Annotated in this window: 14 protein-coding genes; 6 read left to right on the forward strand and 8 right to left on the reverse strand. The window is 74.1% G+C overall.

Going from position 1 to position 12,772, the window contains the following annotated elements; genetic code table 11:
* Positions 1-49: 49 nt before the first annotated feature.
* On the forward strand, positions 50-1,600 hold the full coding sequence (locus ABZ806_RS03445) for an AMP-binding protein (RefSeq protein WP_500215031.1): 1,551 nt from the start codon (positions 50-52) through the stop codon (positions 1,598-1,600).
* A 77-nt stretch (positions 1,601-1,677) separates the two neighbouring features.
* The gene (locus ABZ806_RS03450) at positions 1,678-3,081 is read left to right on the forward strand and encodes a chromosome segregation ATPase (protein ID WP_500215032.1); all 1,404 of its coding nucleotides are present in this window, start codon (positions 1,678-1,680) and stop codon (positions 3,079-3,081) included.
* A gap of 112 nt (positions 3,082-3,193) precedes the next feature.
* Here the strand turns inward: ABZ806_RS03450 and ABZ806_RS03455 are convergent, their stop codons facing one another.
* From ABZ806_RS03455 to ABZ806_RS03470, 4 genes are read right to left on the reverse strand one after another with little or no spacing between them, the layout of a single operon-like run.
* Positions 3,194-3,865 carry an adenosylcobinamide amidohydrolase gene (locus ABZ806_RS03455; protein WP_500215033.1) on the reverse strand — a complete coding sequence of 224 codons (672 nt, stop codon included), beginning with the start codon at positions 3,863-3,865 and terminating at the stop codon, positions 3,194-3,196.
* Positions 3,866-3,896: 31 nt separating this feature from the next.
* Positions 3,897-4,667, reverse strand: coding sequence for an ABC transporter ATP-binding protein (locus ABZ806_RS03460; protein WP_500215034.1), 771 nt, complete (start codon positions 4,665-4,667; stop codon positions 3,897-3,899).
* Entirely contained in the window at positions 4,664-5,737 is a 1,074-nt protein-coding gene (locus ABZ806_RS03465; RefSeq protein ID WP_500215035.1) for a FecCD family ABC transporter permease, read from the reverse strand. The genes ABZ806_RS03460 and ABZ806_RS03465 overlap by 4 nt, the downstream gene beginning before the upstream one ends.
* A 25-nt stretch (positions 5,738-5,762) precedes the next feature.
* Positions 5,763-6,665 (reverse strand): ABC transporter substrate-binding protein, encoded by a 903-nt coding sequence (locus ABZ806_RS03470; RefSeq protein ID WP_500215199.1) that lies wholly within the window; start codon positions 6,663-6,665, stop codon positions 5,763-5,765.
* Between the two features lie 310 nt (positions 6,666-6,975).
* Between ABZ806_RS03470 and ABZ806_RS03475 the strand changes: the two genes are divergently transcribed.
* Together ABZ806_RS03475 and ABZ806_RS03480 are read left to right on the forward strand one after the other, a co-directional pair.
* Positions 6,976-7,947: a TetR/AcrR family transcriptional regulator gene (locus tag ABZ806_RS03475; RefSeq protein ID WP_500215036.1), complete on the forward strand. Its 972-nt coding sequence runs from the start codon at positions 6,976-6,978 to the stop codon at positions 7,945-7,947.
* Positions 7,944-8,339 (forward strand): VOC family protein, encoded by a 396-nt coding sequence (locus tag ABZ806_RS03480; protein WP_500215037.1) that lies wholly within the window; start codon positions 7,944-7,946, stop codon positions 8,337-8,339. Before ABZ806_RS03475 ends, ABZ806_RS03480 begins: the two co-directional genes overlap by 4 nt.
* On the opposite strand, the gene ABZ806_RS03485 is transcribed toward ABZ806_RS03480, so the two are convergent.
* The gene (locus ABZ806_RS03485; RefSeq protein ID WP_500215038.1) at positions 8,317-9,228 is read right to left on the reverse strand and encodes an LLM class F420-dependent oxidoreductase; all 912 of its coding nucleotides are present in this window, start codon (positions 9,226-9,228) and stop codon (positions 8,317-8,319) included. The genes ABZ806_RS03480 and ABZ806_RS03485 overlap by 23 nt on opposite strands.
* A 330-nt stretch (positions 9,229-9,558) precedes the next feature.
* Entirely contained in the window at positions 9,559-9,855 is a 297-nt protein-coding gene (locus tag ABZ806_RS03490; protein WP_500215039.1) for a hypothetical protein, read from the reverse strand.
* 127 nt (positions 9,856-9,982) lie between these two features.
* On the opposite strand from ABZ806_RS03490, the gene ABZ806_RS03495 reads away from it, so the two are divergent.
* Complete coding sequence (locus ABZ806_RS03495; protein WP_500215040.1) at positions 9,983-10,738, forward strand: alpha/beta hydrolase; 756 nt, start codon at positions 9,983-9,985, stop codon at positions 10,736-10,738.
* Between the two features lie 117 nt (positions 10,739-10,855).
* Positions 10,856-11,749 carry a type IV toxin-antitoxin system AbiEi family antitoxin gene (locus ABZ806_RS03500; RefSeq protein WP_500215041.1) on the forward strand — a complete coding sequence of 298 codons (894 nt, stop codon included), beginning with the start codon at positions 10,856-10,858 and terminating at the stop codon, positions 11,747-11,749.
* 12 nt (positions 11,750-11,761) lie between these two features.
* Here the strand turns inward: ABZ806_RS03500 and ABZ806_RS03505 are convergent, their stop codons facing one another.
* Both ABZ806_RS03505 and ABZ806_RS03510 read right to left on the reverse strand, forming a co-directional pair.
* Positions 11,762-12,109: an MmcQ/YjbR family DNA-binding protein gene (locus tag ABZ806_RS03505; protein WP_500215042.1), complete on the reverse strand. Its 348-nt coding sequence runs from the start codon at positions 12,107-12,109 to the stop codon at positions 11,762-11,764.
* A gap of 400 nt (positions 12,110-12,509) precedes the next feature.
* Complete coding sequence (locus ABZ806_RS03510; protein WP_500215200.1) at positions 12,510-12,767, reverse strand: carboxylesterase family protein; 258 nt, start codon at positions 12,765-12,767, stop codon at positions 12,510-12,512.
* Positions 12,768-12,772: the final 5 nt, after the last annotated feature.

Raw genomic sequence — 12,772 nt, forward strand, 5'->3', positions numbered from 1 at the left:
GGATCCCCAGAGTCGCCGGCCCATCAGTCCCGGACAGAGGAGATGCCGTATGGGTGTCGAGGGTGTCGGCTTCTACGAGATCGCACGGAACGACCCGGACCGCCCCGCCGTCCTGGCCGCGGGCGGACCGGTGACCTACGGCGAGCTGCACGCCGAGGTGAACCGCCTCTCGCACGCGCTCGGCGACATCGGCCTCGGCCCCGGCGACGTGCTGGCCACCGTCCTCGGCAACCGCCGCGAGTTCCTCACCGCGATGCTGGCCGCCATGCAGTCGGGGCTCTACCTCGTCCCCGCGAGCCGCCACCTGACCACGCCCGAGATCGGCTACATCCTCGCCGACTCCGGCGCCAAGGCCGTCATCACCGAGAGCGAGTTCGCCGCCGCGGTGTCGGCCGCCGCCGACGAGGCCGGGATCCCCGCGCAGGGGCGGGTGAGCGCCGACCCGGCCGAGGGGTACCGCCCGATGGCCGGGCTGTGCGCCGCGGGCAGCGCCGATCCGCCCGCCAAGCGGCAGATGGGCTCGGTCATGCTCTACACGTCCGGGACGACGGGACGGCCGAAGGGCGTCCGGCGGCCGCTGCTGGACATCCCGCCCGAGATGCTGTTCGAGGTCATGCGGGGCACGCTGATGAAGCACCTGGGCCTCGGACCCGGCGACGACGAGGTGCATCTCGTCGCCGGCCCGCTGTACCACTCGGCGCCGTGCGTCCACGCGCTGATGTCGCTCAGCCTCGGCCACGCCGTCGTCATCTCCGGCCATTTCACTCCAGAGCGGACTTTGGAGCTGATCCAGCGGCACCGCGTCACCAACTCGCTGATGGTGCCGACCATGTTCCACCGCATGCTCGGGCTGCCGGACGACGTCCGGGCGGAGTACGACGTGTCGTCGCTGCGGCAGGTGTTCCACACCGCCGCGCCCATCCCGCCGGAGACCAAGCAGCGGATGATGGACTGGTGGGGGCCCGTCCTCTACGAGTACTACGGCTCCACCGAGAGCGGCCCGGTCGTGGTCGCCACCCCGCACGAGTGGCTCGCCCACCCGGGGACGGTCGGGCGCGCCGTCGAGGGCGTCCAGCTCAAGATCCTCGACCCGGAGGGCGCGGAGCTGCCGCCGGGGGAGACCGGACTGATCTACGCGAGCGGGCAGCCCGGCTTCGAGTACCACGACGACCCGGACAAGACCGCCGCGTCCATGCACGGCGACTTCTACACGCCCGGCGACCTCGGCCACCTCGACGCCGACGGCTGGCTCTACATGAGCGACCGGCGCACCGACCTCATCATCTCCGGCGGCGTCAACATCTACCCGGCCGAGATCGAGGCCGTGCTGCTGCAGCATCCGGCGGTGGGCGACGCCGTCGCGATCGGCGTCCCGGACGAGGACTGGGGGCAGCGCGTCGTCGCCCTCGTCGAACCGGCCGAGGGCGCCGCGGCGGGTGACGGGCTGGCCGCCGACCTGCTGGCGTTCTGCGGGCCGCGGCTGGCCAAGCTCAAGCACCCCCGCCGGATCGAGTTCCGCGCGTCGCTGCCGCGCACCCCGTCCGGCAAGCTCAGCAGGCGCCGCGTCCGGGAGGACTACCTGGGGGAACGCTCGGGCTGACCCCCGCGCGGCGCACCGGTCGAAACTCGCCGCCGGAACCGTCGAACGCCTCCGGTGCCCCGTGCGTACAACGGCACATGGAAGACCAGAAGGTCGCCCCGCTCGACGACGTCGCACCGACCTCCGCCGCTCCGACGAAGACCGACCTTCCCGTCATCACCGACCCGGCCGCCTACGCCGAGGGGGCGGCCGCGTCCGGCGGCGGCCCCGGCGAACCCGCGGCCGGCGACGACGACCGCGCCGGGATCGCACGCCTCGGCGACCCGGTCGCGGTCTGGCCGTGCGCCGGCTGCGGACGGCCCGTGCCGCAGCCGGTGCGCGGCGCCCGCACCGTCCGCTACTGCCAGGACGGCGGCGGCGCGTGCGAGCGGGCCGCGCGGGAGGCGCGCGAGCGGGGGCTGGAGTCCCCGGGGCTCACCGGGCAGGTCGCCTGGGCGTGGGAGATGGTCGACCGGCTGGAGGGCGTCGCCGACCGGCTCGCCGGTTCGCTGGTGTCGGAGCTGAGCGTCGCCGGCGTCGAGCGGCGGATCGCCGACGCCCGCGCCGACGCCGCCGGGCACATCGCGATCGCGCAGCGCGAGCGCGACGCCTCGCAGCGGCAGGCCGAGCTGGCGTGGCGGGAGACGGCGACCGCGCGCGCCCGCGCGGAGGCCGCCGAGCAGGAGGCCGCGTCCGCCCGCGGCACGGCCGAGCGGCTCACCGCCGAACGCGACGCGGCCCGGCAGGAGTCGGCGGAGGCCGGGGACGAGGCCGAGGCGGCGCGCGCGGCCCGGCTCGCCGCCGAACGCGACCGCGACCGCGTCGCGTCCCGCGAGGGGGAGCTGCTGGCGTCCCTGGAGAGCGCGCGGTCCGAGCTCGTCGCCCTGCACGGGCGGGTCTCGCAGGCCGAGACGCTGGTCGAGGGGCAGCGGGTCGAGGCCGCCGCCGCCGAGCGCACCGCCGAGGACCTGCGCTCCGCCGTCCGCGACGCCGAGGCCAAACGCGGGCAGGCCGTCGCCGCCCGCGACCAGATCCAGGCGCGGGCCAGCGAGCTGGAGCAGCGCAACTGGGAGCTGGCCCGCGCGGCCGACGAGCTGTACGCGGCGGTGCGGGCGCTCACCGCCGAACGCGACGCCGCCCGCGCCGAGGCCGACCGGGCGCGCCGGCGCGTCGACGCGCTCACCGCGCTCGGCGACCGCCACGACACCGGGCCCCGCCCGGCCGCCGACCGGGAGCCGCCGACCGGGCTGCACACACTGGCCCCGATGACCGGGGCGCCCGGCGGCTCCCTGCTGGACGGGGCCGACCCGCTCGCCACCGACCCGCGCCTCGGCCCGCTGAGCCGGAACGGATACCCGGACCGGAACGCCTATCCGGACCGCAACGCCTATCCCGACCGCAACGCCTATCCCGACCGCGATGAACATCAAGACCGCAACGGACATCAAGACCGCAACGGACATCGAGACCGCAACGGACATCGCCTTCCCTACGCCGGCTGAGGGTCATGCCGGCGGAGTGACGCACAGGTAGGAGGTGAGGCCCAACCCCCCCACACTGCACTGGCCCTGAAACCGGCCGCCGTACCGCACCGGGGTGGTACGGCGGCCGGTGCTAGCCGCGGCCCTCCAGGTAGCGGACGTAATCGACGGCTCCGGCGTGGACGGCCGCGTGGACGGCGCGGGCGATCCGCGCGCCCCACACCGAGCGGGGCCCCGCGAAGATCTCCCGCGCGCCCTCGGCGGCGGCCGCGACGCAGAGGGCGTCGGACGCGGTGCCCGTGCACGGGAAGCCCGCCTCCAGGAGCGCCTGCGTCTTGGCCTCCGTCGCGGTGATCACCGCGTTCACCAGGGCCGCGTCGCTCAGCGGGACGGGCACGGCGACGACGATGTTGATGGTGCCGGGCGTCCAGGCGTCCAGCGGGGCCAGTTCCGGGTCGCGGGCGCCGGCGGGGGACGCCGCCCAGGTCGGGACGCGCAGCCCGACCGTCGCCGACACGCGCACGCCCTCGTCGTCCCGCCGCATCGTGCGGGAGACGGAGGCGGCGGTGAGCATCCCGACACCGGGCCCGTGCAGGCCGTACGCCGCGGCGAGCTCGGTCAGGTGGACGACCGGGTCCGTGCGCGCGTAGGCGCCCGCGACCTGCGCGTTCAGCACCCACCCGGCCGGGCCGATGCCGCCGCCCAGCATCGCGGACGAGATCATCCGGTGCCCGGCGCCCGCCCGCCACACCGTCGCGGCGAGGCGCTTCCCGTCCTCCTCGCGCCACACGGTCTCCAGGTTCACACGGTCTCCAGTTTCGACGGGCGGTCCAGGTTCACGGGCGCTCCAGGGACAGGACCGGCCGGCCGCCCGGGCCGGGGGCGACGTGGACGCGCGCGTCGAAGTGCCTCTCGACGACGGCGCGGGTGAGGACCTCCCCGGGCGTCCCCGCGGCGGCGACCCGCCCGCCGGAGATCAGGACGAGGGCGTCGGCGTACTGCCCGGCGAGGGTCAGGTCGTGGATGGTGGTCACCACGGTCAGCTCGTCGGACAGCCGCAGCTGGTCGACCAGTTCCAGCACCTGCTGCTGGTGGCCGATGTCGAGCGCGGTCGTCGGCTCGTCCAGCAGCAGCACCGAGGTCTGCTGCGCGAGGGCGCGGGCCAGCACGACCCGCTGCCGCTCGCCGCCGGAGAGGTGGTCGAGCGGGCGCGCCGCGAAGCCGGTGAGGTCGAGGCGGGCGAGGACCTCCTCGACGATGGCGCGGTCCCGGGCGCTCTCCCGCCCGAGATGCGGGATATAGGGGGAACGTCCGAGAAGGGTGTAGTCGAAGACGGTCATGCCGACGGGGAGGTTCGGGGCCTGCGCGGCATAGGCGACCGTGCGGGCCCGCTGCCTCGGCTTGAGCCGCTGGAGGTCCGCGCCCGCCACGCTGATCCCGCCGTGCGAGGGCACGAGCCCGAGGACCGCGCGCAGCAGCGTCGACTTCCCGGCGCCGTTCGGGCCGATGACCGCCGTCCACGACCCGGCCGGGACGTCCAGCGACACGCCCGCCAGCACCGGCCGGCCGCCGAGCGAGACGTCCAGGTCCCGCACCCTGACCGTCATGTCTCCACCTGCCTGCGGGACGCGCGCAGGACCGCCACGAAGAACGGCCCGCCGATGAACGCCGTCACCACGCCGAGCGGGAGCTCCGCGGGGCTGATCACCGTCCGCGCCACCAGGTCCACCACCTCCAGGAACGCCGCTCCGCCGAGCAGCGACAGCGGCAGCACCACGCGGTAGGAGCCGCCGGCCAGCCGCCGCACGATGTGCGGCACGACGATGCCGACGAAGCCGATCAGGCCGCTCACCGCCACCGCCGACGCCGTCGCCAGCGACGCCGCGACCAGCACGGTCAGCCGCACCCGCGGCGCCGACAGCCCGAGGCTCGCCGCCTCCTCGTCGCCGACGCTCAGCACGTCCAGCAGCCGGCCGTGCGCCAGCAGGACGACGGTGGAGACGAGCGCGTACGGGGCGACCAGGGCCAGCTGGTGCCAGTCCGCCGAGCCGACGCCGCCGAGGATCCAGGAGAAGATCCGCTGCAGCTCCTCGGCGTTCATCTGCTGGAGGAACGTCTGCACCGCGGCGAGGAACGACGACACCGCCACACCGGCCAGGACCAGCGTCGCGGCTCCGTTGCGTCCCGCCGTCCGGCCGAGCGCGTAGGCCAGGAGGACGCCGCAGATCGCGCCGGCGAAGGCGGCCAGCGGGACGCCGTAGCCGGGATCGCCGGGCACCAGGACGATCACCAGCGTCGCCCCGACCCCCGCTCCCGCCGCCGCGCCCAGCAGGTACGGGTCGGCGAGCGGGTTGCGGAACACGCCCTGGTACCCGGCGCCGGCCATGGCGAGCATCCCGCCGACCAGCGCCGCCATCAGGGCGCGCGGCACCCGCAGCTCGAACAGCACGTTCTCGTCGATCACCCCGAAGCCGGAGTCGACGTGCACGAACGGGATCCTGTCGGCGAGCGCCTTCAGGACCCCGGCGACGGGCAGGCCGGCGGCGCCGACCAGCACCCCGGCCAGCAGGGCCGCCGCGAGCAGGGCGGCCGCCACCGCGAGCGGCAGCGGCCGCAGCCTGGCCTGGGCCGGTGCCGCCCGCTTCCGCGCCGGGGGGCGCGGGCGTGTGCCGGTCATGGGCGCGCGTCCCGGGAGGCGAGGGTCACTGCACCTTCTGGACGGCGTCGCCGATCGCCTTGACGAACTCGGGCAGGCGGGGCCCCCAGCGGGAGGCGATGTCGTCGTCGAGCTCGACCACGTTCTTGTTCTTCACCGCGTCCAGGTCGGACCAGCCGGGGCGCTCGGCCAGCGCCGCCGCGTTCTGGCCGCAGCACTTGGTGTCGGCGAGGAAGACGAGGTCGGGGTCCTGCTTGAGCAGGTACTCGCGGGAGAGCTGCGGGTAGCCGCCGGTGGCCCCGTCGGCCTTGTCCGCGACGTTCGCGAGGCCGAACATGCCGTACACCTGGCCGACGAACGTCTTGGACGTCACCGAGTGCAGCTGGTTGTCGAGCTCGTGGTAGTACGTCAGCTTCTTCGCCGACGCGGCCTTGGACGACGCGGCGACCGTCTTCTCGATCTCCGCCTTCATGCCGTCGGTGAGCTTCCTGGCCTCGGCGGCGTGGCCGGTGGCCTGGCCGAGGTCGTTGATCTCGTCGTAGGCGTCGTCCAGCTTGGCCGCGGCCGGCTCCAGCAGGACGGGGATCTTCACCTTCTCCAGCGCCTTGACGACGCCGTTCAGGTCGTCGGACACGACGACGAGGTCCGGCTTGTAGGCGATGATCGCCTCGGCGTTCGGCTTGAAGCCGGACAGCTTCGTGCGCGGCGCGTCCGCCGGGTAGTTCGAGTAGTCGCTGACCGCGACCACCTGCGGGCCGGCGCCGATGGCGAACAGCGTCTCGGTGTGGGTGGGGGAGAGCGAGATGATCCGCTTCGGCCGGGCCGGAACGGTGACCGCGCCGTTCGCCGCCTGGACGACGACGGTCTTCGCGCCGGCCGCCCCGTCCCCGGCGCTCTGGCCGCCGTCACCGCCGCATGCGGCCGTGACCAGGGCGACACCGATCGCCATCACCGCGCCGAGAGTACGTACGGGTCTCACAGGAGCCTCCAGGTTGCCTGGGAAGCCGCGGCCCGCTCAGGACGGATCGCCCTTCCACGAGGTCGATAATCGTCGGCGCGCGAAGGAGGCGACCTGGCTCGGCCACTTCGAGAGGGGCACCACAGTTGCGGGACAGCGCCGGGTTTTCACCGGACTTCGCTCCTTGGCGCGCAGCACCGCAACGGTATCAGCCGCCGAATCCGTATCTGTCCGGATCCTCCGGAGTGAGGACTCACTTCGATCTTGACGGAGTGAGCGCTCACTCCGTAGCGTGGACGGCATGGAGAGCAGGAGCCGGCGCCGCGCGCCGGGAATGAGCCCGCGGCAGCGCCGGGAGATGATCGTGCGGACCGCGCTGCCGCTCGTCGCCGAGCACGGCACGGCCGTGACCACCGGGCAGATCGCCCGCGCCGCCGGCATCGGCGAGGCGACGATCTTCCGCGTCTTCGCCGACAAGGACGAGCTGCTGGACGCGTGCGTCGCCGAGGCGCTGCGCCCCGACCACGTCCTCGCGGAGATCGAGGCGATCCCGCTCGACCAGCCGCTGCCCGCCCGGCTCACTGAGGCGAGCGCCGCGATCGAGGCCTACCTCGCCCGCATGGGCCTGGTCATCGGCGCCCTGCACGCCACCGGCCGCCCCGGCCGCCCCCTGCCCGCCCCCGGCGCCCCCCGAGGCGGCGCCCCGAGCCCCGACCCCGGGCGCGGCGGGCCGACCGGCGACCCCGACCGCGACGAGCCGACCGGCGACCTCGGGGGCGGTGGGCCGAGCGGCGACCCCGGAGGCGGTGGGTCGAGCGGTGACCTCGGGGGCGGTGGGCCGGGCGGCGACCCCGGAGGCGGTGGGTCGAGCGGTGACCTCGGGGGCGGTGGGCCGGGCGGTGACCCCGGAGGCGGTGGGTCGAGCGGTGACCTCGGGGGCGGTGGGCCGGGCGGTGATCCCGGAGGTGGCGGTTCTGCGGGGGCGCGGCCCGAGCGCGGTGCGCGCGCGGGCGACGGCCCTGGCGGCGGGGGCGCGGGGGGCGACGTCGGCCGCGAGGCCGCGATGAGCCGCACCCGTGACGCCATCGCGGAGCTGTTCGAGCCCGAACGCGACCGGCTGCGGCTGCCCCCCGAGCAGACCGCGAGCCTGTTCATGGGCCTGGCGTTCACCCGCGCCCGCCCGCCCGCCGGGCCCGCCCCGTCCAGCCCGTCCATGCAGGAGTACCTGGAGGTCTTCCTGCACGGCGCACTCAAGGAGGGAACCGCCGAATGACGATCAGCCTGAACCACACCATCGTGACCGCCGCCGACAACGACGAGGCCGCCCGCTTCTTCGCCGGCGCGATGGGCCTGGAGTACACGGGCGCGCACCCGCACGCGCGGCACTTCGTCCCGATCCGCGTGAACGAGGGCCTCACCCTCGACTTCCTGACGGTCGCGCACCCGCAGGGCCACCACCTGGCCTTCGACGTGGACACCGGCACGTTCGACACGGTCGTCGACCGCCTCGACGCCCGCGAGATCCCCTACGGCGACGAGCCTGCCCACGCCGACAGCGGGCGCGTGGACGAGGCCCACCCGCTCGGCGGGCGCGGCCTGTACTTCTCCGACTCCAGCGGCAACCTCTACGAGCTCATCGAGCTCACCGCGCCGCCACGGACGTGAGGAACCGCCGGGTGCGCTCGCGGTCCTCGCCCGTCACGTACTGGGCGGCTACGAAGTCGGTGACGCCCGCCTCGGCCAGCTCCGCCAGCTTGGCCTCGACCGTGTCCTCGTCCCCGACGACGGCGAGGCCGGCGGGTCCGTCGACGCCCTCCCGGTCCATCATCGCCCGGTAGGACGGCAGGCTTCCGTAGATCTCGAACGTCCTCGCAGCCTGCTCGCGCGCACCGTCCGGGTCGCTAGTGACGCACATGGGCAGGGTGCAGACCACCCGCGGGGCGTCGCGTCCGGCCGCCTTGGCCGCCGCCGTGATGGTGGGCGCGACATGGTCCCGGACGGTGACGGGACCCGTCATCCACAGGACCGTCCCGTCCGCCCTCTCCGCCGCCAGCTTCAGCATCTTCGGGCCGAGCGCGGCCAGCAGTACCGGCACGCGCCCCTCGTTGGGGACGCTCAACCCGATGTTGCCCTGCAGCGTCTCGCCCTTGAACGACGCGTTCTCCCCGTTCAGCAAAGGGAGCAGCACCGAGAGGTACTCGTCCATGTGCCGGAGGGGGCGGCCGTAGTCGTACCCGTACATGTCCTCGATGACGACCTTGTGGGAGAGGCCGATGCCGAGCGTCAACCGTCCCTCCAGGGAGAGGGCCGCCGTCCGCGCCTGCTGCGCCAGGACGGCGGGGTGGCGCGGATAGGTCGGGACGACCGCGGTGCCCAGTTCGATCCCCGGGACCTCCCGTCCCGCCACGGCGAGCGCCATGAGCGCGTCCACGCCGAAGATCTGCGACATCCAGGCCGACGAGAACCCGTCGTCGGCGGCGCGCCGCACGTCGTCCGCCAGCTTGCCGAGCGCGTCCGCGCCGTTGCGCTCATTGAGCAGAACACCGATCCGCACAACGACCTCCCTAGATCCGTGTAACGCGATCCTTACACACCCCCACCGTGCCCCACGGAGCAGGGCGCGACCCACCGAGAAGGACGCGGCCCGCCCGAGGAGGCGCGGCCCGCCCGAGGGGGACGCGGCCCCACACGAATAGGACGCGGCCCGCCCGAGGAGGACGCGGCCCCACACGAATAGGACGCGGCCCGCCCGAGGAGGACGCGGCCCCACACGAATAGGACGCGGCCCGCCCGAGGAGGACGCGGCCCACCCGAATAGGACGCGGGCCACCCGGGGAGGACGCGGCCCGCCGGAGGAGGACCGCGACGCTTGGTGTGAGGCCGCCTACCCGCCGTCCGGGTCGCCGCCTCCCGGTGCGTACCTGCGCGCCAGCTCGCGGTCGTTCGCCGCCCAGCGGCGGTGCCGTGCGGCCGACTGCAGATGCAGTTCGGCCTCCTCCGGATGGGCGGCGGCCATCCCCTCCAGCAGCGCCGCGGCCCGCTCGTGGGCGCGCGCGGACGACACCATCACCTGGGACGCGTAGTCGTCGGCCTCGCGCCGATGCGACCGGGGCGCCCCAGGGCCGTCCACCGGTCCGTCCGCGCGGGCCGTCACCCGCAGCGCGCGGTCTTCGCCGTCCATACCCGCCAGCCCGAAACCCGAGCCCGCCGATCCCGCAACCCTGGAGACACGTTCCGCTACCTACCCAGCAACCCGCCGGTTCAGCCCCGCCAGGCCGGATCGGGGACGCGCCGCCGCGTGACGGATCATGGAGGACGTGACGACACCGGAACCTCTCACGCTGTTCACCGCCGACGGCGTCCGGATCGACGCAGGCCACCTGCGCGGCGATGGCGACGTGTGCTTCGTCCTGGCGCACGGGTTCACCTGCTCGTGGCGGCAGCCCGTCCTCCGCAGGATCGCCGGCGCCCTCAACGCCCGCGGCGGCGTCGTCGCCCTCGACCTCCGCGGCCACGGACGGTCGGGCGGGCACTCCACGGTCGGCGACCGGGAGGTCCTCGACGTCGACGCGGCGGTCGCGGCGGCCCGCCGCCGCGGCTACCGGCGCATCGTCGTCACCGGGTTCTCCCTGGGCGGCGCGGTCGCCGTCCGGCACGCGGCCCTGCACGGCGGCGTCGACGCGGTGGTCTCCGTCAGCGCGCCGGCCCGCTGGTACTACCGCGGGACGGTGCCGATGCGGCGGGTCCACTGGGTGATCGAACGCCGCCTGGGCCGCCTCGCGGTCCGGCTGGCGCGCGGCACCCGCATCGCCTCGGGAGGCTGGGACCCCGTCCCGGCGGCACCCCACGAGATCGCCGGACGGATAGCGCCGGCCCCGCTGCTGGTCGTGCACGGCGACGCGGACGCGTTCTTCCCCCTCGACCATGCCCACCAGCTGTACAGGGCGGCGTCCGAGCCCAAGGAACTGTGGATAGAGCCGGCGTTCGGCCACGCCGAGGTGGCCGCCACCCCGGACCTGATCGAACGCATTGCGAAATGGGCGGCCAATGCCGTTTCCTCCTAATTGCTGACGCGGGGTTATCCACAATTTCCCGGCAGCCCCCGCCGCCATGCCCGCCCGGGGCATCCTCGCTTCATGACCTCCGCCGCCTCGGGCGGGGGCCGGAGCGGAGGAATCCCGATGAACGGTCTGAGCCTCACCTGGAAACGCACGTCCGCCGACTCGATCGTGCCCGTGGGCCCCGGCGTCTATTTCGTGCCCGGCGAGGGCGACTCCCTCACCGCGCGGGCGGCGGCCCTGAGCAGCCTACTCCCGCATGAGGCCGTCGTGGCCCGCCGTACCGCCGCCTGGATCTGGGGGCTGGACGTCTTACCCCCGGGAGTGAACGAGGCCGACTGGGGCGTCGAACTCATCACTCCCAGAACGTCCGGTGCGATCAGTGCCGACACCGTCCAACTGCCGCCCGACCACGTCCAGGAGGAATCCGATGTCCGCCTCACCTCACCGACCCGCACGGCACTGGACTGCGCCCGCTGGCTTCCCCGCCGCGAAGCGGTCGCCGCGCTCGACCAGTTCCTCCGGCGCGGCACCGCCGGTGGGGAGATCACCGCGATGGCCCGGACTCTGCCCGGCTACCGCGGCAACACCCGGCTGCGGGAGATCATCCGCCTCGCCGACCGCGGCGCGGCCTCCCCTGGCGAGACATGGATCCGCGTCGCCATCGTGGACACCGGCTTCCCCCGCCCGCGCACCCAGGTGCCGGTGGAGGGCCCGCGAGGCCAACCGCTCTACATCGACCTCGGCTACCCGGAGTTCCGAGTCGGCCTCGAATACGACGGCGAACAGCACCACACGGGCGCCCGGGCCCGCGCCCACGACACGGCGCGGCGCCGCTGGCTGGCGAAGGAGGCGCGCTGGGAGATCATCCCCGTCACCAAGGATTTCCTCCCCCGCCCGGCCCCCTACCTGGGGGCTCTCATGACCGCGCTGCTCCACCGTGGCTGGAACCCCGACAACGCCACCATGGACCGGATCGCCGCCCGCCTCGCGACCCTGAAACGCCGCCCCCGCTGACCACCCGCCGGATCAGGACTGGTCGAGGAGAGCGACCAGACGCTTCGGCGCGATCAGGCGGTAGCCGTCCTCGATGAGCTCGGCCATCTCACCCCAGTCGTGGTCGACGTCGAGGCGTGCCCCCACCCACCCCTTGCTCCCCACGTACTTCGGAACGAAGAAGCGCTCGGGCTCCTCCGCCACCAGAGCCTCCTGCACACCGGCACCGGCCTTGAACGTCATCGAGAGGCCGTCCTCGCTCGTCATCACGAACAACTTGTCGCGAACCCGGAAGGAGGGCGCACTATGACCGCCGAACGGCTTCTCGGTCGCCTCCGGCAGTGACAGGCAGATCTCCCGAATCCTCACAAGCACGTCCACGCCACTCACCTGCGGCACCCCTCCCAAAATCCAACACGCCCAGCAATCGTAAACAGGCTCTAGGACATCGAAGGGCCGACGCGCGGCCATCCGTCCCCTCCAGAATCCCGCCGCGGGCGCGGTCTGGAGGAGGGGACGGACGCAGCCTTAGCAATAGGACGCCGCAGGCTGACGCGGCCACCCGCGCCCCTCCATGTCCGGCCGCGGCCTGGGGATAGGTGCGGCCTTAGTGAGAGGACGTCGCCGGGGCGGTGCGCGGCGTTCACGTGGCGCCGGCGATCCCGCTGTTGCTGCGCGCCGGCGCCCCGGGACGGGATGGACGCGGCCTTGGGAAGCGGAAGGTCGCGTCCATCCCGTGCGGCTCAGGGGGCTGGGGGTGAGTTTCGTGCCGGCCCGGAGGTCAGGGGCCAAGTGTCAGGTGGTCAGCGGAAGCGGGGCGAAGGTGTGGTTTGCCCAGAGGGCCCGGGAGAGTTCGTTCGGATACGTGATGGTGGCGGGGGTGGTGTCCAGGACGTGGGTAAGGCGCTGCGAAGCGGTGAAGGCGGGCCAGTGCTGTGGCGGGGCGGGTACCGTCCCAGGGTTCGGGCGGTCGCGGCGCGGCGAAGCGCAGCGCGCCCACCGGCGGGCGCGCGGACGGGATGCCGCGGAAGACGCCGATCCCGC

Origin of the sequence: Spirillospora sp. NPDC047418 (assembly GCF_040643275.1) — a bacterium.
In the GTDB taxonomy this organism is placed as follows: Bacteria; Actinomycetota; Actinomycetes; order Streptosporangiales; family Streptosporangiaceae; genus Spirillospora.